Source organism: Halomonas urumqiensis, assembly GCF_003028575.1.
In the GTDB taxonomy this organism is placed as follows: domain Bacteria; phylum Pseudomonadota; class Gammaproteobacteria; order Pseudomonadales; family Halomonadaceae; genus Halomonas; species Halomonas urumqiensis.
The window spans coordinates 1,327,917-1,350,241 of the sequence record NZ_PYUD01000001.1; the positions used below are offsets into that span (position 1 = coordinate 1,327,917).

Sequence of the window (22,325 nt, forward strand, 5' to 3'; positions counted from 1 at the left end):
ATGGCCATTATGCGCATTTTATTGTTTATGGTCAGAAGCTTGTGGCGATCACTCGGGGCTCCTAGTGTGTCTTGCGCATGCCGGTGGATTGACACGCCGAGCACAACAGAAAGCAGACACCTGCACAGACAACAACACAGACTCGTCTGGAGAACGCCATGATCGCCAAGACCGCACGCCTTGCCGCCCTGTTCGTCCCGCTTGCCGCCATTGCCGGCTTCAGCGCCTCAGCCCAGGCCCAGGACTGGACCCCGACCCGTAACGTCGAATTCGTTGCCCCGGCCAACCCCGGTGGTGGCTGGGACACCCTGGCGCGTACCGCGTCTCGGGTGATCCAGGAAGAAGGGCTTTCCGAGAGCAGCTTCGCCACCATCAACGTCCCCGGTGGCGGTGGTGCCGTGGCCTGGGCACAGATCGCCCGTGACGAGGGCAACCCGCACAAGCTGTTCGCCACCAGCCCGCCGATCATCCTGGTGCCGCTGGCCGGCACGTCGCGCTATGACCACAACGATTTCACCCCGATTGCGCGCTTGATTACCGACTACGCCATCGTATTGGTACCGGCGGATTCCGAGTACCAGACCCTGGGTGACCTGTTCGAAGCGCTCAAGGCAGATTCGAGCCTGAGCATCGGTGGCGGCAGTGCGCCGGGTTCCATGGATCACATCGCCATGGCCGGGGCCGCTGACGCGGCGGGTCTCGAGGCGGCATCGGTCAACTATATCCCGTTTTCCGGGGGTGGCGAGGCCATGACCAACCTCATGGGCGGTCACGTGGAAGCCGTCATTGGTGGCGCCGGTGAAGCCGTCGGGCAGTTGGGCGAGGGCAGCGAGCTGCGCGCACTGGGTGTGTCGTCGGAAGAGCGTCTCGGTGGCGAACTGGCCGATATCCCCACTTTCCAGGAGCAGGGAGTCGATTACACCTTCGACATCTGGCGTGGTGTGATGGGTGCACCCGGCATGCCGGCCGAAGCCGTGGCCTATTACGAGGATCTGTTCGCACGGATGCTCGAGACCGAGGGCTGGCAGGAAGCACGTGACCAGCTTGGCTGGATCGATGCCTATCAGGATAGCGAGACCTTCGGGGCATTCCTCGATGCCCAGGAAGAGCAGTTCAGTGGCGTGCTCAGCGAGCTTGGCTTGATTCGCTAGTCATTCCTTAGATTGCTCTGTGCGGCCCGTCCCTTCCCCAGGGCGGGCCACTTCGATCCAAGACACTTGGGTGCCGCCCATCGATGGGCAGGCAACCGGGACAGATTCCCATGACTCGACTCAATACCAACCAGATTCTGGCGCTGATTCTGGCGCTGGTCGCGCTGGCTTACCTGGCCATGGCGTGGCAGATTCCGGCCTTTCCATTACCAAGGCCGATCGATTCGGAACTCTTCCCCAAGGTGCTGGGCCTTAGCCTGCTGGGGCTTTCGGTGGCGCTGTTTCTGGAGAAGCCCAAGGCCCAGGACATCCCCGATCAGCTGGACCCGGAAGAGCAGGCCAAGCCGCTATGGATGCGCCCCTGGTCTCGGGTGGTGATCACCGCCATCGCTATTGCCGCCTACGCCCTGTTGCTGGTGCCTGTCGGCTTCGTGCTGGCGTCCACGCTGCTCGGCGTGGGGCTTTCCGCCTATTACGGCTATCGCCGTCATGGGGTCAACGTCGCGGTGATTCTCGGCGTGGTACTGGCCCTTTACCTCACCATGACCCGGATCATGGACGTCTATCTACCCACTGGCGTGTTGCCGTTCTGACGGCCGGAGAGTGATCCCATGGAAGCCTTCAATAATCTGATGTACGGGTTCGGCATTGCGCTCGAACCGATCAATATCGCCTACGTGTTCTTCGGTGTGTTCGCCGGCACCATCATCGGCATGTTGCCGGGGCTTGGCCCGATCAGCGCCCTGGCACTGATGATACCGATCACCTTTGCCATGGAGCCCTCCTCTGGGCTGATCCTGATGGCGGGTGTCTATTACGGCGCGATCTTCGGCGGCTCCACCTCGTCGATCCTGCTCAATGCGCCCGGTGTCGCCGGTACCGTGGCGACCTCCTTCGATGGCTACCCGATGGCCAAGCAGGGCATGGCCGGGAAGGCGCTGGCCATCGCCGCCTATGCGTCCTTCATCGGCGGCACCATCTCGGTGGTGTTCCTGATGCTGGTGGCGCCGCTGCTCTCCAAGGTGGCGGTGAGCTTCGGCCCGGCGGAGTACTTCGCACTGATGGTGCTGGGCCTCACCGCGGTGGTCTCGCTGTCCGACAAGTCACTGGTCAAGGGGCTGATCGCCGCCGTGGTCGGGGTAATGATCTCGATCATGGGCATCGATCTGCAAACCGGCACCGAGCGCTTCACCTTCGGCTCCGCTCACCTGCTCGATGGCATCGACTTCCTGGTGGTGGCGCTTGGCATCTTCGCGCTTGCCGAGGTGTTCTACATGCTGCTGCGCGGTGGTGGCGGCAAGGAGCAGCCTCGCAACGCCATCGGTTCGTTGAAGCTGTCGCGGGGTGAGGTCAAGCAGATCGCCGGGCCAATCGGCAGAAGCTCGGTGCTGGGTTTCTTCACCGGGGTACTGCCGGGCGCCGGTGCGACCATTGGTTCTTTTCTCGGCTACAGCATGGAGAAGCGCCTGGCCAAGGATGGCGACACCTTCGGCCAGGGCAACATCAAGGGTGTTGCCGCCCCCGAAGCGGCCAATAATGCCGCCTGCACCGGCTCCTTCGTGCCGCTTTTGACCCTCGGTGTACCGGGCTCCGGCACCACGGCGGTATTGCTTGGCGCGTTGCTGGTGATGGGCGTGACCCCAGGCCCGATGATGCTTGAACAACGGCCCGACGTGTTCTGGGGCGTCATCGCCAGCATGTACATCGGCAATATCTTCCTGCTGGTGCTCAACCTGCCGCTGATCCCGTTGATCGCAAGGATCCTCGATCTGCCGCGCCCCTTGTTGCTGTCGTTGATCCTGATCTTCTGCATGATCGGTGTCTATGGCATGAGCTTCAGCATCTTCGACCTGCTGCTGCTGCTGGGCTTCGGCCTGCTCGGGCTTGGCATGCGGCTGTTCGGCTTTCCGGCAGCACCACTGATCCTGGCACTGATTCTCGGCAACATCATGGAAGAGTCCATGCGACGTGCGCTGCAGATCTCCGGCGGTGACTGGATGACCTTCATCGACAAGCCGATTTCACTCGGCCTGCTGGTGGTGGCACTGTTGTCGCTTGGTCTGCCACTGGTCAAGAAGGCCTGGATCATGGCTCGCGCACAACGCGCATGAAGCTTTCATCACCCAACAAGCACGCATAAAGTACGCATAAAGCGCCGATGAACTGATCCAGGGCCCGGTGGGCTGGTAAAGCGCTGGAACGATGAAACCCGAGGGGCGTCGACGCGAGTCGACGCCCCTTTTTTGTGTGTGGGGATGCCACTGGGCCAAATCGGTGCGCAGGTACGACAAGGGTGAAAGGAGACGGTGCATTGGTCGGAAATTGTGCTCAAAGGATGCACCGTGTGGGTGCGTAAATCTCCGAGAGTGGTTGCTTACGATTATTCATGAAGCTGATTTTGAATGATTTTTATCGACTTGCGGCGTTATGGCGCACGACTTGCAACATCTTGTGGCTGACAGGTGCCTTCGCGACGCAACGGTCGGGAAGGCAAGCAGCAACCACAACGAGTTCCTTCCATCCAGAAGGGCGCAAGGAGGTTCAAGTGACCACTTTCCAACGCATGATACCCGTTACCCACACCCGTTTCCCCGCCAAGCCTGCCCGGTTCGCCGCCGCGGCGCTGGTCGCCGCCATCACCGCTGGTGGGGTGACTCAGGTCATGGCCCAAGAGGAGGAGGATCCGATCAAGGTCGGTATCCTGCACTCGCTGACCGGCACCATGGCGATCAGCGAATCGACGCTGAAGGACACCGTGGAGATGCTGATCGAGCAGCAGAACGAAGCGGGCGGCCTGCTGGGTCGTGAGCTCGAGGCGGTGGTGGTCGACCCGGCCTCCAACTGGCCGCTGTTCGCCGAGCGTGCCCGCGAGCTGCTGGCCCAGGAAGAAGTCGACGTGATCTTCGGCAACTGGACCTCGGTGTCGCGCAAGGCGGTACTGCCGGTGGTCGAGGAACTCAATGGCCTGCTGTTCTACCCGGTGCAGTACGAGGGCGAGGAGTCTTCCGAGAATGTCTTCTACACCGGTGCGGCACCCAACCAGCAGGCGATCCCCGCGGTCAACTATCTGCATGAGCAGGTGGGGGTCGAGCGCTGGGTGCTGGCCGGCACCGACTATGTCTATCCGCGTACCACCAACCGCATCCTCGAGGCGTACCTCCAGGAGGAGTTCGGAGTGGCCGAGGAGGACATCATGGTCAACTACACGCCGTTCGGGCACTCCGACTGGCAGAACATCGTCGCCGAAATCGGTCGCTTCGGATCGGAAGGCAAGAAGACCGCGGTGGTCTCGACCATCAACGGCGATGCCAATGTGCCGTTCTACCGTGAGCTGGCCAACCAGGGCATCGACGCCGCCGACATTCCCGTCGTCGCCTTCTCGGTGGGTGAGCAGGAGCTCTCGGGGATCGACACCGCGCCGCTGGTAGGCCACCTGGCCGCCTGGAACTACTTCATGAGCGTCGACACCGATGCCAACTACGACTTCATCGATGCCTGGATCGAATATACCGGCGACGAGGAGTCGGTGACCAACGATCCCATGGAAGCCCACTACATCGGCTTCAACATGTGGGCCGAGGCGGTGCGCAAGGCCGGTACCACCGATGTCGACGCGGTCAAGGACGCGATCATCGGCGTCACCGTACCCAATCTCACCGGTGGCTACGCTGCCATGATGCCCAACCATCACATCACCAAGCCGGTGCTGATCGGCGAGGTTCAAGACAATGGCCAGTTCGATGTGGTGTGGCAGACGCCGTCCACCGTGGCGGGCGACGCCTGGTCCGATTTCCTGCCGGGCTCGCGTGACCTGATCAGCGACTGGCGCGCGCCGATGCGCTGCGGCAACTTCAACGTCGAAACCGGCTCGTGCGGTGGCAGTACCGCCGCCGAGGAAGCCGAAGCGGCACTCGCTGAATAACCCCGGACCTATCCCCCCGCCGTGTCGGCGGGGGAGCACGCCTCTCGACGCTTTACCGCTCAAGATCCCAGAGGAACTCCCGATGAGGAACTTCCCACTGCCCTGGCCCTGCGCGGCCAGGGCCCGACCCGCCAGTGCCTGGCCCGCGCTGGCCTGGATGCTGCTGTTGATGCTCTTGCTGATGCCCACGCTGGCGCATGCTCAGGACCAGACCCAGAATCAGCCTCAAGATCAGTCCGACGATGCCGCCATCGAACTGCTCGAAGCCCTCGACGTAAGCTCCTATGCCGACAAGGGCGCGGCCATCGAAGCCATCGTGACCAGCGACGATTCCCGCGCCCGCGAGTGGCTTCAGGAGCTGCTCGATGGCCGGCTGCAGCGCACCGATGACGGCCGTTTCGTGGTGGTACTGGAGAATCGTGGCCGCGACTGGCCGGTGGCCGATGCCTTGACGGGCGAGGCGCTGGGTGAAATATCGCGACGTAACCTCGAACGTATCGGTATCAACAATGCCCTGCGTAACCAGCTGCGCAGTGCCATCGCCGTGGTCGATCTCTATTCGCCGGACCTGGAACGGCGCCGCGCCTCCGCCGAGCGGCTGCTGGGCGAGGTGGATGCCGACCTGGCGGAGCCCCTGGTCAGCGTGATCGAAGGGGAAGAGGACGATCAGGTGCGTGAGCGCCTGGTGCAGGCGTTGGCCATCCACCGTATCGAGCTTGGCGAGCTCGATGCGTTGTCGCAGCTTGAGGGCAGCCTGCACCCCCGGGTGCGCGTGGCACTCAACCGTGCCGCCAGCGGCGATGACCCGGTGCTGGCCGACGCCGCACGCTCAGCGCTGGCCGGCATCGAACAGCAACTCAAGATCAACCGTGGCCTCGAGACCCTCTACTTCGGTCTTTCGCTTGGCTCGGTACTGGTACTGGCCGCCATTGGTCTGGCTATCACCTTCGGGGTGATGGGGGTCATCAACATGGCCCACGGCGAGCTGATCATGCTGGGCGCCTATACCACCTGGGCGATGCAGCAACTCCTGCCGGGGCAGCCCGGTCTGGCGCTGATCCTTTCGATACCCGCCGGGTTCCTGGTGGCGGCGCTGGCCGGCATCGCCATCGAACGTGGCGTGATCCAGTTCCTCAAGGGCCGCCCCCTGGAGACGCTGCTGGCGACCTTCGGTGTCAGCCTGATCCTTCAGCAACTGGTGCGCACCGTGATCTCGCCGCTCAACCGTACCGTGGTGTCGCCGGAGTGGATGAGCGGCTCGCTGCATATCAACGATGCGCTGTCGCTGACACTGAACCGCATGTTCGTACTGGGCTTCGCGCTGGTGGTGTTCGCCGGCCTGATGCTGATCATGCGCCGTACGCGGCTCGGGCTGGAGGTGCGGGCAGTCACCCAGAACCGGGCCATGGCGCGCTCCATGGGCATTCGTGCCACCCGGGTCGACATCATGACCTTCGCCCTGGGCTCGGGGGTTGCCGGGCTTGCTGGCGTGGCGCTCTCGCAGCTCACCAATGTGGGCCCCAATCTCGGCCAGAACTACATCATCGATTCGTTCATGGTGGTGGTGTTCGGCGGCGTGGGGAACCTGTGGGGCACCCTGGTGGCGGGGCTTTCGCTCGGCGTCATCAACCAGGTGCTCGAGCCCTGGGCCGGTGCGGTACTCGCCAAGATCATCGTGCTCGTGTTCATCATCCTGTTCATCCAGAAACGCCCCCGCGGACTCTTTCCGCAGAAGGGCCGTGCGGCGGAGGGTTAAACGATCATGTGGCTGACACGACCTTTCAGTGAACGTTCGACCCAGTTGTTCCTCGGCGTGTTGATCGCCGCCATGACGTTGGTGACGTTCTTGCACCTGGCACTGCCCGAGAGCAACCCGCTATATGTGAATGCCTACACCGTCAACCTGTTTGGCAAGTACCTGAGCTATGCGCTGCTGGCGGTGGCCGTGGACCTGGTGTGGGGCTATCTCGGCATCCTGAGCCTTGGCCATGGGGCCTTCTTCGCCCTGGGTGGCTATGCCATGGGCATGTACCTGATGCGCCAGATCGGCGATCGCGGCGTGTACGGGCACCCGGAACTGCCGGATTTCATGGTGTTTCTGAACTGGGATTCGCTGCCGTGGTACTGGGCCGGCTTCGACATGGCCTGGTTCGCCTTCCTAATGGTGCTGCTGGCGCCGGGCCTTTTGGCGCTGGTATTCGGCTTCCTGGCGTTCCGCTCGCGGGTCACCGGGGTCTATCTGTCGATCATCACCCAGGCGCTGACCTTCGCGTTGATGCTGGCATTCTTCAGAAACGAGATGGGCTTCGGCGGCAACAATGGCTTGACGGACTTCCGTGACATTCTCGGCTTCAACCTGAGAAGCGATTCGGTGCGGCTCGGGCTGTTCCTGGCCACTGGCGTGGCATTGGGGCTTGGCTACCTGATCTGCCGGGCCATTGCCTCGAGCAAGCTTGGCCGGGTCTGCGTGGCAACCCGTGACGCCGAGGCGCGCACACGCTTTCTGGGGTACCGGGTCGAGCGGTTTCAGCTGTTCGTGTTCGTGGTGTCGGCGATGCTGGCCGGGGTCGCGGGTGCGCTCTACGTGCCCCAGGTGGGCATCATCAACCCCAGCGAGTTCTCACCGCTGTTCTCCATCGAGATCGTGCTGTGGGTGGCCCTGGGTGGCCGTGCCACCCTGTATGGCGCGGTGATCGGCGCGATCCTCGTCAACTACGCCAAGACGATATTCACCGGCGTGATGCCGGAGGCCTGGCTGTTCGCCCTGGGGGCCATGTTCGTGCTGGTCACGGTGTTCCTGCCCAAGGGCGTGGCCGGGTTGCTGGCGTACCGTCGCAAGAACTCCACCTCGAGTTCCACGCCAGGCAACACATCCAACACCAAGGAGGTGTCGGCATGAGCTTTCTCGGTTCTCTATCCGAGCGCGACCGGGTGTTCGATTTCCTGATGCCCGCGCAATCGCCGGTCGATGTCCGCCATGGCCCTATCCTGTACCTCGAGGATGTCACGGTCAGCTTCGATGGCTTCAAGGCGATCAATGACCTGAACCTGACCATCGACGATGGCGAACTGCGTTGCATCATCGGCCCCAATGGCGCTGGCAAGACCACCATGATGGATATCATCACCGGCAAGACCCGGCCGGACACCGGCAAGGTATGGTTCGGCAGCCGCCACAACCTGCTGGCCATGAACGAGCCGGAGATCGCAAGTCTCGGCATCGGGCGCAAGTTCCAGAAACCCACGGTGTTCGAGGCGCTGTCGGTCTTCGAGAACCTTGAGCTGGCCATGGCCGCCGACAAGCGCATCCTGCCCACGCTCACCGCGCGGATGGTCGAGCCCGTTCGCGAACGCATCGAAGAGGTGCTCGAAACCATCGGCCTCACCGAGCTGCGCCATCGCCCGGCAGGCATTCTTTCCCACGGCCAGAAGCAGTGGCTGGAGATCGGTATGCTGCTGATGCAGCGCCCCCGGTTGCTGCTCGTCGACGAGCCGGTGGCCGGCATGACCGAGCAGGAGATGGAGCGTACCGCCGAGCTGCTGACGGGCCTGGCCGGCAAGCAGTCGGTGGTGGTGGTGGAGCACGACATGGGCTTCGTGCGCTCCATCGCGCGCAAGGTCACGGTGCTGCACCAGGGTAGCGTGCTGGCCGAGGGCAGCATGGACCAGGTCTCCAATGACCCTCGGGTGGTGGAAGTGTACCTGGGTGCACCGGACGAGGAGGCGTGATGCTGACCATCGACAAGCTCAACCAGTTCTACGGTGAGAGCCATACCCTGTGGGATCTCGACCTCGAGGTGCCCGCCGGTCAATGCACCTGCGTGATGGGCCGCAATGGAGTCGGCAAGACCACCCTGATGAAAGCGATCATGGGCGAGGAGCCCGTGTCCGGCGGCAACATCCGCTACGCCGATGATGTCGAGCTGACCCGTCGGCGGGTCGAGGATCGCTCGCGACTCGGCATTGGTTACGTGCCCCAGGGCCGGCAGATTTTCCCGCTGCTTACCGTCGAGGAGAACCTGCGCACCGGCCTTGCCGCACGCAGTGACGGCCTGCGTGGCATACCGCCGCGCATCTATGAGTTGTTTCCGGTGCTTGAAGAGATGAAGCACCGCCGTGGCGGCGACCTCTCCGGAGGGCAGCAGCAACAGCTGGCCATCGGACGGGCGCTCGTCATCGAGCCACGGCTGTTGATCCTCGATGAGCCCGGGGAGGGCATCCAGCCCAATATCGTCACGCTGATCGGTGAGGTGATTCGCCGGCTGATCGCCGAAGACGGCCTGACCGTGCTGCTGGTGGAGCAGAAACTACCCTTCGCTCGCAAGTACGCCGACCGTTTCGTGATCATGGATCGTGGCCGCCCAGTGGCGCGTGGCGATATCGGCGAACTCAGCGATGGGTTGATCAAGGAGCATTTGACGGTCTAGGTCATGGGTGGGCGCTTCGCTGGTAAGCGCTTCGCTTGTGAGGAGTGAGTCGTGAGGGGTGAGGAGCAAGGCGTGAGCGGCGCAGGGGACAGGCCGAAGCGAGGGTCTTTTGCCAGGGATGGCAAAAGTAGCTTACAGGGAGGTATTTACAGCGCCCTCGCGACGGTCCGACGCTTCGGGGCCTGTCGCCGTCGAGCCGCGTGCAGGTGACCCAAAGTTGTGTTTCGCCCTGTGCCGGTGCGACTACCTGGATGGCGCACCCATATGGTGCGTTATCCCGCCTGTGCAGTCGCCTCGATGGTGCATGAGTGATCCGATAACATCTTTGTTTTCAATTCAATTAATTGATTTAAAAAGATTTTATAGTGGATTCACCAAATTGGTACGCGACTTGCTGATGTGTTGCAAGAGAGGTAATAGTCACGCCACGCACAGGATCCTTGTCCATGACGGCCATCCCGCGCGCCATACCAGAGCACCGCGAGTCGGGTCACCGCTTCGATGCCGACCGCCACTGGGCGGCGTCACTGTCGCTGGCTTTTGAGCCGCGCGGTGGGGTAACGCGCATGACGCGTTCGCGACACCAGGGGCCGCTGCGCGTGCAGCGCCCCTTCCACCCCGAAGGTGCCGATGGCGCCTGCCATGTCTATCTGTTGCACCCGCCGGGTGGCCTGGTCAGCGGTGATGCGCTGACGATCTCGGCACGGGTGGCATCGGGCGCCCGTGCGCTGCTGACAACCCCGGCGGCCAACAAGCTCTACAAGGCCGACAGCCATGGCGTGGCCTGGTCACAGCACACGCATCTCATCGTGGATGATGGTGGCATTCTCGAATGGTTACCCCAGGAAACCATTGCCTTCGATGGGTCCCGGGGTGAGCAGTACACCACCATCGACATCACCGGAACCGGGCGCTGCCTGGGCTGGGAAGTGATGGCGCTGGGCCGCCCGGCCAGCCACTTGCCCTATGTCTCCGGGCGTATCGAACAACGCTTTCAACTGATCCGTGACGGCCAGCCGCTGTGGCTCGAGCGGCAGCCCCTCGATCCCGCGCACCGTCGTTTCCAGGGGCGCTGGGGCCAGGGTGGGGCAACTGTTCAGGCGACTCTCTGGGCGGTAGGCGTGGATGACGAGCCCGCCGCCATCGAGGCGCTGCGCGAGACACTTCCCGCCAGCCCGCGCTGGGCAGTGACCGTGCGCCATGGTGTGCTGCTGCTGCGCTACCTGGGGGGCGAACGCAATGATGCCTGGGCGCTGTGCCAACGTGCCTGGGAGGTCTTGCGCCCGCGACTTGCCGGTCGCGATGCGCATGTACCGAGAATCTGGCTGACATGACGGCACGCATGCCGGCAATGGGCGAGGCGCCAGAGCGCGGAACATCGCCCCGAGGCCCGACATGCCACTCTGACACCTTGAGGAAACCGCTATGGAACTGACCCCGAGAGACAAGGACAAGCTGCTGCTGTTTTCCGCGGCACAACTCGCCGAACGACGCCGCGCCCGTGGCTTGAAGCTCAATTACCCGGAAGCGGTGGCGCTGATCAGCTTCGAGATCATGGAAGGCGCACGTGATGGGCGCACCGTCGCGGAACTGATGAGCTACGGGCGCGAGATACTGACCCGTGAGGACGTCATGGAAGGCGTGGCCGAGATGGTCGATGAGGTGCAGGTGGAGGCGACGTTCCCCGATGGCACTAAGTTGGTCACCGTCCACGAACCGATCGTCTAAAACTGGCTGCACTCGGCCATGCTGTGTTGGCTTCGCGACAAAAAATGCTCATTTACTAAAGTAAACTCCGCTTTTTTGCCGCTCGCCGCCTTGCCTGGCCTTCGTTCGCGCAGTTTTAGCTGTTCTTGAACAGCCATAAGCGAAGAGGTGAGAGCGTTATGATTCCCGGTGAATACCAGCTCAAGGATGGTGAGATCGAGCTCTGCGCGGGGCGCGAGCGCATCACCGTCGAGGTTGCCAATACCGGTGACCGGCCGATTCAGATCGGTTCCCACTACCATTTCGCCGAGGCCAACCCCGCGCTGGTCTTCGACCGCCACCGTGCACGCGGCTTTCGTCTGGACGTGGCCGCCGGCACGGCGATTCGCTTCGAGCCGGGCCAGTCCCGGGAGGTGACGCTGATTCCCTACGTGGGCCTCCGGCATATCTACGGTTTTCGCGGTGAGGTCATGGGTGCGCTTTCTACCGCGCCCGCTGCCGCGCGAAACCCGTCTTCCAGCGATGCGGATCAAGGAGGCCAGCCGTGAATCCTGTCACGACGATCAGCCGGCAAGCCTATGCGGATATGTATGGCCCCACGGTGGGCGACCGGGTGCGCCTCGGCGATACCGAGCTATGGATCGAGGTGGAGCGCGACGCTACCCACTACGGCGACGAGGTGAAGTTCGGCGGTGGCAAGGTGATTCGTGATGGCATGGGCCAAAGCCAGCGCCATGACGATGCGGTGATGGATACCGTGATCACCAACGCCCTGATCCTCGACTGGTGGGGCATCGTCAAGGCAGATGTCGGTATCCAGGCCGGGCGTATTGCCGCCATCGGCAAGGCGGGTAACCCCGACACCCAGCCGGATGTCGAGATCGTCATCGGCCCCGGCACCGAAATCATCGCCGGCGAAGGCAAGATCCTCACCGCCGGCGCCATTGATGCACACATCCACTTCATCTGCCCGCAACTGGTGGAAGAAGCGCTGATGAGCGGCATCACCACCATGCTGGGCGGCGGCACGGGCCCCGCCACGGGCTCCAACGCCACCACCTGCACGCCGGGTGAATGGCATATCGGCAAGATGCTCCAGGCGGTGGACGACATGCCGATGAACATCGGCCTGCTCGGCAAGGGCAATGCCAGCCTTCCCGAGGCGCTTGCCGCCCAGCTCGAAGCCGGTGCCATGGGCCTCAAGTTGCACGAGGACTGGGGCACCACCCCGGCGTCCATCGACAACTGCCTCGCCATCGCCGAGCAGTACGACGTGCAGGTGGCGATCCATACCGACACGTTGAACGAGTCCGGGTTCGTCGAGGACACCCTGGCGGCGTTCAAGGAGCGCGGTATCCACACCTACCACACCGAGGGTGCCGGCGGCGGTCATGCCCCGGATATCCTCACCGCCTGCTCGAAGGAATACGTGCTGCCATCGTCGACCAACCCGACCCGGCCCTACACCGTCAACACCATCGACGAGCATCTCGACATGCTGATGGTCTGCCACCACCTCGACCCCAAGATTCCCGAGGACGTGGCCTTTGCCGATTCCCGCATCCGCCGGGAAACCATCGCCGCCGAGGATATCCTGCACGACACCGGGGTGATCTCGATGATCGCCTCGGATTCCCAGGCCATGGGGAGGGTGGGGGAGACGGTCTGCCGTACCTGGCAGACCGCCCACAAGATGAAGGTGCAGCGTGGCCTGTTGCCGGAAGACGAGGCCCTGGGGGCCGACAATTTCCGCGCCCGGCGCTACATCGCCAAGATCACCATCAACCCGGCGATCACCCACGGCATCGCCGACGAGGTAGGCTCGGTGGAAGTCGGCAAGCTTGCCGACCTGGTGCTGTGGAAGCCGGCCTTCTTCGGCACCAAACCCGCGCTGATCCTCAAGGGTGGCATGATCGCCGCCGCCCCCATGGGCGATCCCAATGCCTCGATTCCGACTCCGCAACCGGTGCACTACCGCTATATGTTCGGCGCCTTTGGCCGTGCCGCCAGCCAGACCCGGTTGACCTTCGTCAGCCAGGCGGCGCTCGACGCCGGTATCAGCGACAGGCTTGGCTTGCGAAGCCAGCTTTCGGCCTGCCGCAATGTGCGTGGCGTGCGCAAGGCCGACATGAAGCTCAATGACGCCTGCCCGCATCTCACCGTCGATCCACAGACCTACGAAGTTCGCGCCGATGGTGAGTTGCTCACCTGCGAACCGGCTACCGAGCTGCCGCTGGCCCAGCGGTATCATTTGTTTTGAGTCGTGAGCGCTTCGCTGGTGAGGAGTGAGTCGTGAGTCGAGAAGCGTGAGCGGCGCAGGGGACAGGCCGAAGCGAGGGTCTTTTGCCAGGGATGGCAAAAGTAGCTTACAGGGAGGTATTTACAGCGCCCTCGCTCAGGCCTGTCGCCGACGAGCCGCGGGCAAAGGGCTCCGAACTTCAGGTATGACGAATGAGACGACATTTATGCTGAAACTGACTGAACGCCTGGGGCCCATTGCCCGAAGCCAGGCCGGCGACACCCTGACGCTGCCCTATGAACTGCGGATTCGCGGGCGGTTCAAGGCGACCAGCGATGCCGGTCACGAGCTTGGCCTGTTTCTGGACCGTGGCCCCGTGCTGCGCGATGGCGAGGGCCTGCGCGGCGAGAACGGCGAAGTGGTGCGGGTCCGTGCCGCCATCGAGCCGGTGGTGACTGCGCGAATCGGCTCGGGCCTGCCACTGGCACGGCTCGCCTATCACCTCGGCAACCGCCATGTGCAACTGGCGCTGGGCGAGGACGAGCAGGGGGGCTATGTACGCTTCCCGCCGGACCATGTGCTGGAGGAACTCGCCGTACTTTTGGGCGCCACGCTGCACCACCATGAAGCGCCATTCGACCCGGAGTCGGGTGCCTACCAGCAGCTGGCCGGTCACAGCCACGGGCATTCTCACGACCACGGGCATTCTCACGACCAAGACCATCATCACGCTGAGCACACGCATTCCCATGAGCATTGAGGCGAAACCATCGCGGGCGGCCGCGCAGGGCGATGACCTGGCGCTGCTCGGCTTGATGCAACTGGTCAGCCCGGCACTGCCGATCGGCGCCTTCGCCTTCTCCCAGGGGCTGGAAAGCGCCTTTGAGCTTGGCTGGGTCAGCGACGAGGAAAGCCTCGGCGAGTGGTTGACGGGGGTGCTCGACGATGGCCTGACCCGCTGCGAGTTGCCGGTGCTGGCTCGCCTGCGGTTGGCCCTGGCGCATGGCGATGTCGAGGCCGTCGCCGAGTGGGACGGCTGGCTTGCGGCGAACCGTGAAACCGCCGAACTCGCCGCCGAGGACAGCCGCCTGGGCGCGGCACTCAAGCGGCTGCTCGGCAGCCTCGAACTGCTGCCCGATGGCACCACCGAGGAGGCGAGCCTGCTACCCTGTGGGGCGGGCTACGTGACGCTGTTTGCCTGGGTGGCCCATGTGCGTGGCGTGACCCCGCGCCAGGCACTGCTCGGCTTCGGCTGGGCATGGCTCGAGAACCAGCTGGCGGTGGCCTGCAAGGCGCTGCCGCTCGGCCATACCGCCGCCCAGCGCCTGGTGGAACGGCTGCGCCCGGCAATCGTGGAGGCCGTGGACCGCGCACTCGAGCTCGAGGATGACGATCTGGGGCCGGTGCTGCCTGGGCTCGCATTGGCCAGCGCCCTGCACGAAACCCAGTATTCCCGGCTGTTCCGCAGTTAGCGTCGAAAGCCCTCACAGGCCGCCTGTGCCGGAATAACCAATGATCGAAACATGGATGAGGAGAGCAACATGACACATTGCCTGCGCGTAGGAGTCGGCGGTCCGGTGGGCTCCGGCAAGACGGCACTGCTCAAGCAGCTGTGCCTGGCCCTGCGTGACCACTACGACATCGCCGTGGTCACCAACGATATCTACACCCGCGAGGACGCCGACTTCCTGCTGCGTCACGAGGCGCTTGCCGCCGACCGTATCCTCGGGGTCGAGACCGGCGGTTGCCCGCATACCGCCATCCGCGAAGACGCCTCGATGAACCTGGCCGCAATCGACGAGCTTCAGGAGCGCCACCCGGCACTCGAACTGGTGCTGGTGGAATCCGGTGGTGACAACCTTTCGGCCACCTTCAGCCCGGAGCTCTCCGACCTCACGCTCTACGTGATCGATGTTTCCGCCGGCGACAAGATTCCCCGCAAGGGCGGCCCCGGTATCACCAAGTCGGACCTGCTGATCATCAACAAGATCGACATCGCCGAGCAGGTGCATGCCTCGCTCGAGGTGATGGATCGTGACTCACGCCAGATGCGCGGCGAGCGGCCCTTCGTGTTCACCAACCTCTACGATGGCGTGGGTCTCGAGGAAATCATCCGCTTCATCCTCGATCGCGGCATGCTGCCGGAGCGGCGGCCAGCCCAAGCGGCTGATGCCAGTGCGACGAGTGCCTGATTGACGTTGACCTGGATACCCGATCACAAGGAGAAGACCATGATCATGATGCGCAACCTGATTCGTTGCATGAAAGACCGTGCTGCCTGTGTCGCTGTCGCCATGCTGTCCCTGACGTCCGGCCTGGCCATTGCCCATCCGGGGCATGATGCGCCCACCGTGCATAGTCATACGGGAAGCCCCAGCATGCTGGCGGTGATTGCCATCATGTTGCTGGGGCTCGCGGCGTTGGTGCCGCTGGCCCGCGTGGTGATACGCCGCCGCCGCTTGCGCCGTCAGCGCTGACGGCGCAAGCGGTACGCAAAGCCCTTGCTGTCATTGCCCGACGCGCCCGGCCCAGGCCGGGCGCGCTGCTTTCCGGCCCGCGAACGGCTATGCTGCCCTCCTGGCGGTGCGTCGATCAGGGTGGGTGTGGCCAAGGAGAGAGCAATGGGCAAGGCGGGGAGGCGACGCATGTGGCTATGGGGTGTGAGCGTGGTGCTGATCGCCTGGATCGCCATGGGCGTTTGGCAGCGTATCAAGCCGCTTCCCGAGGACGTCGGGCGGGCCTGGCCTGTGCGCGAGGCGAGCGAGGTGCGCTTTCTCGCCGATGAGTCCTGGTACGACCCCCAGGGGAAGCGTCATCTCGACCAGCGGATCTTCGACGAGATGCTGGCCATGATCGGCCAGGCGCGCCGCCTGATCGTGCTCGACATGTTCCTGTTCAACGACTTCTCGGCGTCGGCAAGTGGTGATTTCAGGCCGCTCTCCAGCGAGCTTGCCGAAGCGCTCATTCGCCAGCGGGCACGTCACCCCGACCTTGCCGCCCTGGTCATCACCGACCCCTTGAACACGCTCTATGGCGGCCTCGAACTTGATCATCTCGAGGCATTGAGAAAGGCAGGGGTGGAGGTGGTAATCACCGACCTCACCCGCCTGCGGGCATCCAATCCGTTGTGGTCCGGGGGTTGGCACCTGGGGCCACGCTGGCTCGGCAACACCACCCAGGCGGGTTGGCTGCCCAACCTGCTGGGGCCCGGCAAGGTCACGCTGCGCAGTTACCTGACGATGCTCAATTTCAATGCCAACCACCGCAAGACCCTGGTGGTCGATGAAGGCGATGGCCTGGCGGGGCTCGTGACCTCCGCCAACCCCCACGATGCCAGCAGCCTGCATGGCAACGTGGCGCTGCGCTTCAGCGGCCCCGCGGCGTCGGACCTGCTGGCCTCGGAGCGCGCCGTGGCGGCCTGGTCCGGGGTAAATCGGCTGCGGGCGGAATCGCCAGCGGCGGTGTTGCCGGAGGTCTACACAGGCCCTCGGCTACAGTTGATCACTGAAGGGGCGATCCGCGAGGCATTGATAGAGGCGGTGTCGGCGAGTGGTGAAGGGGATCGCATCGATGTGGCGGTCTTCTACCTCGCCCACCGTGGCCTCATCGAGGCGCTGGCGGCGGCGCGGCAACGCGGCGCGCAAGTGCGCGTGCTGCTCGACCCCAATCGTGATGCCTTCGGCCTCGAGAAGGGCGGCATTCCCAACCGGCCGGTGGCGGCGGAACTGGCGGCCGCCGGGGTCGACGTGAGGTGGTGTGTCACCCATGGTGAACAGTGCCACAGCAAGCTTTTGATCATGACCCCGGCCCATGAAGGCGAGGTGACCATGATCCTCGGTTCCGCCAACTTCACCCGCCGCAACCTCGATGATCTCAACCTCGAGACCAGTGTGAGAATGATCGGGCCTGCGCATTCACCCGCGGTTGCCGACGCGCGAGCCTTCTTCGAGCGGCGCTGGAACGACGATCCGACACGTATCACCAGCGAGCCGCTCGATGCCCAGCCGCCAGCCAGCCGCTGGCAGCAGCTACGCTATCGGGTAATGGAAGCCACGGGCCTTTCGACGTTCTAGACTGAACAACCAGAATTGGACCCGGAGACATGGACTTTGAGAGTGAACATGGAGAGTGAACATGGAAAATAGTGCGATGGACAAGGTATGGCTTGGCGTAAAACTACTGATCACCCTGCTGGTGTTGGTACTGTTCGTACAGAACATCGCCGTGGTGGAGTTTCGCTTTCTGACCTGGAGCATGTCGCTGCCGCTGGCATTGCTGCTGGTGGTCATCTATGTGCTGGGCATGGTCAGCGGCAGGTCGCTGTTCGCGCTGATTCGCCGCCTGCGGCGCCGCCGCTCGGCCGAGCCACATCGCTAAGGAAATGCTGTACGAATCGACGAGCGAGATGAAGCGCAAGGCGCACGGAGCGCAGGAACCGGAGCATATGGGGTATATGTGAGGATTCCGAGCACCGCGCAACGCAGCGATTCGCTCGCGTAGGCATTTGTGCAGCGTTTCCCTAATCCACATGGGTGACGGCTTCTCGCCTGGGGTCCCTGTACCAGGGCAGGCCGAGCCGTGCATTGCGCTCCAGCTCGGCGATCACCTGGGCGCCAAGCAGCAGGATGATGGCGCCGACTTCAAGGCTCAGCAGCACCACGATCAGGGTGGCGAGTGACCCGTAGACGGCGTTGACCAGCGAGAGGTTGGCGAAGTAGAACACCAGCAACATGCGCACGCCCTCCCACAGCAGGGCGGCGACGAAGCCCCCTACGATGGCACGCCGCAGGGCGATCTTCACCACTGGCAAGACCTTGTAGATGGCGCTGAACAGCAGGAAAACACCAAGGAAGCTGGTCAGGTTGAGCATTGGCTCCGAGAGACTTGCCAGCGGCAGCTCACGGTCGAACAGCGCAAGCCACAGGCTATTGAGCGAGCTTGCCAGGGTCACCAGCAGCGTCAGTGCCAGCAGGCCCGCCCCCAGTACCAGCATGAAGGCATAGGGCAGCAACACCGAGACCCAGACGCTGCGCCCAGGGTGGTGGGAATCCGGGGCGTGGAAGATGATCGCCAGGGCATCCTCCAGCATGCGAAAGGCGAACGAGCTGAACAGCAGCAGCACCGGGAAACCGAGGATGCCGATGACATCCCGCGAGTCGAGCAGCGTTCGCACGGCTTCTAGCAGCACCTCGGCGTGGGCCGGCGCCAGGTGCTGCGCCTGGATGGTCAGCACGCCCAGCAGGTGCTGCTCGTCGGCCACCCGCGCCAGCAGCACCACCAGCAGGGCGAACAGCGGCACGATGGAGAGCAGAATGTTGTAGCCGACACCGCCGGCCAGCAGGATGCCGCGGTTACGCAGAAAGGCCGTGAATACCCGCCACAGGAAACGGCCCACCTTGGGCGGAAGATCGACAGGCAGTCGCTTGCGCGGCTCGCGGGGTGATGCGTTCGGCGTCATTGGCTCGTCCCTGCAATGAGCTTTCATCATACGCCGCCAGGCGCGCCAGGGGTCAATGTGAGAGGCGTCAATGTGACAGGGGCAACGTTAGCCCCGCTCGGTGCTGAACCGTCGACAGGTCTGCGAGAGAGGCGCTGTAATCCCGTCCCTGGGCGCTACTTTTGCCATCCATGGCAAAAGACCTCCTCTTCGACCTGTCCCCGGCACCCCTCGTCATGTCCAACTGCGATTGCACTAGGGTCAACGTCATCGATGTTCGTTCGTTTATCCTCCGCCTTCCGTGCCAGGCGCTCCTCACTGGCCCTCGAGCAGAATCTCCACCAGGCCATTCAACTCGCCCTGGAACTGGCCGCCGGGCGAGGGCGGGGAGGGGTCCGAGGTGATGACGATCACCAGCTCACGAGCGGGAATGACATAGAGCGCCTGGCCGCCAAAGCCGCGGCCGTAGTAGGCGCGCTCGCCTGCCAGGGTAGTCACGAACCAGCCATAGCCGTAACCGTCGCCGGTCCAGGGTGACGTGCCGCGCGCCGTCCACGACGCCTCGACCCAGCCCTCGGGAAGGATACGCTGGCCATTCAGTGAGCCGCCCTGACGGTAGAGCTCGCCGATGCGTATCAGCGCGCGAGGGGACAGTTGCATGTCGTTGCCCCCGAAGTAGATGCCCTGCGGGTCGCGCGGCCAGGCTGGAATCGTGATGCCCAGAGGCTCCCCCAGCAGCCGCCGCGCCAGCGCCAAGGTGGTGTCGCCGCTGGCGCGGGTCAGGGCGGCGGAGAGCAGGTGGCTCGAGCCGGTGGAATAGAGCATGCGCCCGCCGGGTTCGTCGACGAATGGCCGAGACAGGGCATCACGCACCCAATTGGCACTCGCCACCCAGTCGCCATAATTCGTGCCCGAGGTGCGCTCGAGCCCCGCCTGAAGCGAGAGCAGATGGCCGACGGTGATGTCGTGTATACGAGGGTCGGCGTCCCCGGGTATCTCGCTTTGCAGCAGCTCGCTCAGTGGTTGCTCGGTGGAATCGATGATGCCCCGCTCGATGGCGGTACCCACCAGTGCGGCCAGCACCGTCTTCGACAGCGACTTGATATTGGCGGGGCTTGCAAGCCCCGGGCCTCGATAGGCGCGCTCGAAACGTATCTCGCCACCCTGGGACACCACCACCGCATGCAGACGCTCGATGGTCTCGGCGCGGCTTTCCAGGCGATCAAAATCCGCCTGTGTCAGTGTCGGCTGGGCCAGGGCCGGGCCGGCGAAGACGTAGCATGCAAGCGCCGCAAGCAGCATAATGGCCGCCCGCCATGGCGAGAGGCACGACACAGGCGGGTTGGCAGGGCGTGTTGGCATCGTGCACTCCGTATCGGTCGACCATGCGGGATTCGAGGCCATGTGCCGTGCAGGGTTCCCCGATGTGACGATGTTCGTTTCACGTAGCCCTGCTCCCCAAGCGCTCATTCACGTATTCAGGCACTCCATAGCATGGCCAAATTCGAACAGATCGGTACCGCCGAGATTCCCGGACAGGGCAGTGAGCTGCGCCTGTTACAGCGAAATGACGAATTCTCGATTCGTATCGCCGGCAAGAGTGGCGAGTTGATGAACACGCGCTTGCATGGCTCCGAGGATGCGCTGGCCGAGCTTGCCTGCCGACGCGTCGCCGAACGTCCCGCGGCCCGCGTGCTGGTGGGTGGGCTCGGCATGGGCTTCACGCTGGCGGCGGCGCTTGGCTGCCTTGGCAGCGATGCCGAGGTGGTGGTGGCGGAACTGGTGCCAGGCGTGGTCGGGTGGAATCGCGGACCGCTCGGGGCGGCGGCCGGGTATCCGCTGAATGACCCACGCACCCGGGTCAACCTGGGGGATGTGGGCGAGTTGATCCGCCGCGAGCCGGCGGGCTTCGACGCCATCATGCTCGACGTCGACAATGGCCCTGAAGGGCTGACACGCCGTGAGAATGACCAGCTCTATTCACCCAAGGGGCTCGCCGCCGCCCAGCGAGCGCTGCGCGCCGATGGTGTGCTGGCGGTATGGTCGGCGGGCCAGGACCCGGCGTTCAGCGAGCGCCTGCGGCGTACCGGCCTCACGGTCGAGGAGGTCATGGTGCGCGCCCATCGTCCCGGCAAGGGCGCGCGACACTGCATATGGCTTGCCAGCTGAGCCCAGCGGGCGTGGCGTTGGTGCATGTCATCGAGTGGACAGGACATCAAGAGGTATCAACATGCTGGAGCTTTCCCGCCAGGTGGTCATTCCCGATCACGAGATCGAGCTGCAGGCGGTTCGCGCCCAGGGCAGCGGCGGCCAGAACGTCAACAAGGTGTCAACGGCGATTCATCTGCGCTTCGACATCCGCGCCTCGAGCCTGCCAGAGGGCTTCAAGGAGAAGCTTCTGACGCTGGGAGATCAGCGCATTACCCGCGACGGCGTGGTGATCATCAAGGCGCAGACCCACCGCACCCAGGAGCGTAACCGCGCCGAGGCGATAGCGCGCCTGAAGTCACTGATCAAGAGCGTGATGTTCGCGCCGAAGAAGCGTATCGCCACCCGCCCGACCAAGGGTTCCAAGAAGCGCCGCCTGGAAAGCAAGAAGAAGCGCGGCCAGCACAAGGCCCTGCGCGGGAAGGTGGACCTGTGAACGACACCTCACCCACCGAGCGCCTGTCGAAGCGGCTGGCGCGTACTCTTGGCTGCTCGCGGCGCGACGCCGAGCGCTACATCGCCGGCGGCTGGGTGCGCCTGGATGGCCAGGTCGTCGAGGAGCCGCAGTTCAAGATCTCCACGCAGACCCTGGAGCTTGCCAAAGGCGCACGCGTCGAGGAGATTCCCCCCGCCACGCTGCTGGTGCATGTCGGCCCCGATGAGTTCTCGGCGCCCGACACCGCCAGCAGTGAACAGGCACACGCTGCTTCGCTGGCCCGCCAATGGCTGACCCATGATACCCACTGGGCCGATGATCCGGACCGCCGCACCCCGCTCAAGGCCCACTTTCGTGGCCAGCAGGCATTGCTTTCCCTCTCGCCGGGAGAGCAGGGGTTGTGGGTGTTCAGCCAGGATCGTCGGGTGATTCGTCGCCTCGCCGAGGACACCTCGCGCCTGGAGCAGGAGTGGCTGGTCGAAGTGACCGGCACCCTCGATGCGGCACAGTTGGAAAGCCTGTGCCGGGGCACGGCGCTACCCGGCAAGCAATTCGCCCCCGGCAAGGTAAGCTGGCAAAGCGAGACGCGCCTGCGCGTTGCGGTGAAGGGCATGGTGCCTGGGCAGGTTCAGGCCATGTGCGCGGCACTCGGGCTTGGCGTGGTGACCATCAAGCGGCTGCGCATCGGCGGGGTGTCGCTGGCTCGGGTGCCGGCAGGGCAGTGGCGATATCTGCGAGTCGACGAGCGATTCTAGCGAATCACCACCACAGACCACTCAGCTTTCCCCTTTCCGGCGG

General features: G+C 64.0%; 23 protein-coding genes. 21 read left to right on the forward strand and 2 right to left on the reverse strand.

From position 1 onward, the window contains the following. Positions 1-158: 158 nt before the first annotated feature. The 18 genes from C6V82_RS05690 (at position 159) to C6V82_RS05775 (ending at position 17,823) form a co-directional block, all read left to right on the forward strand. The gene (locus C6V82_RS05690) at positions 159-1,151 is read left to right on the forward strand and encodes a Bug family tripartite tricarboxylate transporter substrate binding protein (protein ID WP_102588830.1); all 993 of its coding nucleotides are present in this window, start codon (positions 159-161) and stop codon (positions 1,149-1,151) included. A 110-nt stretch (positions 1,152-1,261) separates the two neighbouring features. Continuing rightward, positions 1,262-1,744 (forward strand): tripartite tricarboxylate transporter TctB family protein, encoded by a 483-nt coding sequence (locus C6V82_RS05695; protein ID WP_102588831.1) that lies wholly within the window; start codon positions 1,262-1,264, stop codon positions 1,742-1,744. 18 nt (positions 1,745-1,762) lie between these two features. After that, positions 1,763-3,262 (forward strand): tripartite tricarboxylate transporter permease, encoded by a 1,500-nt coding sequence (locus C6V82_RS05700; RefSeq protein ID WP_102588832.1) that lies wholly within the window; start codon positions 1,763-1,765, stop codon positions 3,260-3,262. A gap of 452 nt (positions 3,263-3,714) precedes the next feature. Further along, the gene (gene urtA / locus C6V82_RS05705) at positions 3,715-5,073 is read left to right on the forward strand and encodes an urea ABC transporter substrate-binding protein (protein ID WP_102588883.1); all 1,359 of its coding nucleotides are present in this window, start codon (positions 3,715-3,717) and stop codon (positions 5,071-5,073) included. A 157-nt stretch (positions 5,074-5,230) separates the two neighbouring features. Further along, positions 5,231-6,829, forward strand: a complete 1,599-nt coding sequence (gene urtB / locus C6V82_RS05710; RefSeq protein WP_102588884.1) for an urea ABC transporter permease subunit UrtB — start codon at positions 5,231-5,233, stop codon at positions 6,827-6,829. A gap of 6 nt (positions 6,830-6,835) precedes the next feature. Next, complete coding sequence (urtC, locus tag C6V82_RS05715) at positions 6,836-7,972, forward strand: urea ABC transporter permease subunit UrtC (RefSeq protein ID WP_102588833.1); 1,137 nt, start codon at positions 6,836-6,838, stop codon at positions 7,970-7,972. Continuing rightward, positions 7,969-8,802 (forward strand): urea ABC transporter ATP-binding protein UrtD, encoded by an 834-nt coding sequence (urtD, locus tag C6V82_RS05720; RefSeq protein WP_102588834.1) that lies wholly within the window; start codon positions 7,969-7,971, stop codon positions 8,800-8,802. Before urtC ends, urtD begins: the two co-directional genes overlap by 4 nt. Next, the gene (urtE, locus tag C6V82_RS05725) at positions 8,802-9,500 is read left to right on the forward strand and encodes an urea ABC transporter ATP-binding subunit UrtE (RefSeq protein WP_102588835.1); all 699 of its coding nucleotides are present in this window, start codon (positions 8,802-8,804) and stop codon (positions 9,498-9,500) included. The genes urtD and urtE overlap by 1 nt, the downstream gene beginning before the upstream one ends. Before the next feature lie 446 nt (positions 9,501-9,946). Further along, positions 9,947-10,834: an urease accessory protein UreD gene (locus C6V82_RS05730; protein WP_102588836.1), complete on the forward strand. Its 888-nt coding sequence runs from the start codon at positions 9,947-9,949 to the stop codon at positions 10,832-10,834. Positions 10,835-10,925: 91 nt separating this feature from the next. Further along, positions 10,926-11,228: an urease subunit gamma gene (locus C6V82_RS05735; RefSeq protein ID WP_102588837.1), complete on the forward strand. Its 303-nt coding sequence runs from the start codon at positions 10,926-10,928 to the stop codon at positions 11,226-11,228. Positions 11,229-11,386: 158 nt separating this feature from the next. After that, positions 11,387-11,755 carry an urease subunit beta gene (locus C6V82_RS05740; protein WP_102588838.1) on the forward strand — a complete coding sequence of 123 codons (369 nt, stop codon included), beginning with the start codon at positions 11,387-11,389 and terminating at the stop codon, positions 11,753-11,755. Beyond that, complete coding sequence (gene ureC, locus C6V82_RS05745) at positions 11,752-13,467, forward strand: urease subunit alpha (protein WP_102588839.1); 1,716 nt, start codon at positions 11,752-11,754, stop codon at positions 13,465-13,467. The genes C6V82_RS05740 and ureC overlap by 4 nt, the downstream gene beginning before the upstream one ends. 205 nt (positions 13,468-13,672) lie before the next feature. Further along, a complete protein-coding gene (gene ureE / locus C6V82_RS05750) occupies positions 13,673-14,206 on the forward strand; it encodes an urease accessory protein UreE (RefSeq protein ID WP_102588840.1) in 534 nt (177 codons plus the stop codon). Then, positions 14,196-14,918, forward strand: a complete 723-nt coding sequence (locus C6V82_RS05755) for an urease accessory protein UreF (RefSeq protein ID WP_102588841.1) — start codon at positions 14,196-14,198, stop codon at positions 14,916-14,918. The genes ureE and C6V82_RS05755 overlap by 11 nt, the downstream gene beginning before the upstream one ends. Before the next feature lie 69 nt (positions 14,919-14,987). Beyond that, complete coding sequence (gene ureG, locus C6V82_RS05760; protein ID WP_102588842.1) at positions 14,988-15,638, forward strand: urease accessory protein UreG; 651 nt, start codon at positions 14,988-14,990, stop codon at positions 15,636-15,638. Between the two features lie 39 nt (positions 15,639-15,677). Further along, complete coding sequence (locus C6V82_RS05765) at positions 15,678-15,923, forward strand: hypothetical protein (RefSeq protein WP_102588843.1); 246 nt, start codon at positions 15,678-15,680, stop codon at positions 15,921-15,923. Between the two features lie 144 nt (positions 15,924-16,067). Continuing rightward, positions 16,068-17,519, forward strand: a complete 1,452-nt coding sequence (locus tag C6V82_RS05770) for a phospholipase D family protein (protein WP_229843016.1) — start codon at positions 16,068-16,070, stop codon at positions 17,517-17,519. A gap of 61 nt (positions 17,520-17,580) precedes the next feature. Beyond that, positions 17,581-17,823 (forward strand): LapA family protein, encoded by a 243-nt coding sequence (locus C6V82_RS05775; protein WP_229843014.1) that lies wholly within the window; start codon positions 17,581-17,583, stop codon positions 17,821-17,823. A 142-nt stretch (positions 17,824-17,965) separates the two neighbouring features. Here C6V82_RS05775 and C6V82_RS05780 read toward each other — a convergent pair whose 3' ends face one another. Together C6V82_RS05780 and C6V82_RS05790 are read right to left on the reverse strand one after the other, a co-directional pair. Further along, positions 17,966-18,904, reverse strand: a complete 939-nt coding sequence (locus C6V82_RS05780; RefSeq protein WP_102588844.1) for a YihY/virulence factor BrkB family protein — start codon at positions 18,902-18,904, stop codon at positions 17,966-17,968. Positions 18,905-19,198: 294 nt separating this feature from the next. Continuing rightward, positions 19,199-20,245: a serine hydrolase domain-containing protein gene (locus C6V82_RS05790; RefSeq protein WP_229843012.1), complete on the reverse strand. Its 1,047-nt coding sequence runs from the start codon at positions 20,243-20,245 to the stop codon at positions 19,199-19,201. 132 nt (positions 20,246-20,377) lie between these two features. On the opposite strand from C6V82_RS05790, the gene C6V82_RS05795 reads away from it, so the two are divergent. From C6V82_RS05795 to C6V82_RS05805, 3 genes are all read left to right on the forward strand, one after another. Continuing rightward, positions 20,378-21,052 (forward strand): polyamine aminopropyltransferase, encoded by a 675-nt coding sequence (locus tag C6V82_RS05795; RefSeq protein ID WP_102588847.1) that lies wholly within the window; start codon positions 20,378-20,380, stop codon positions 21,050-21,052. A gap of 61 nt (positions 21,053-21,113) precedes the next feature. Continuing rightward, positions 21,114-21,527 carry an alternative ribosome rescue aminoacyl-tRNA hydrolase ArfB gene (gene arfB, locus C6V82_RS05800; protein ID WP_102588848.1) on the forward strand — a complete coding sequence of 138 codons (414 nt, stop codon included), beginning with the start codon at positions 21,114-21,116 and terminating at the stop codon, positions 21,525-21,527. Continuing rightward, a complete protein-coding gene (locus C6V82_RS05805) occupies positions 21,524-22,282 on the forward strand; it encodes an RNA pseudouridine synthase (protein ID WP_102588849.1) in 759 nt (252 codons plus the stop codon). The genes arfB and C6V82_RS05805 overlap by 4 nt, the downstream gene beginning before the upstream one ends. Positions 22,283-22,325 lie beyond the last annotated feature (43 nt).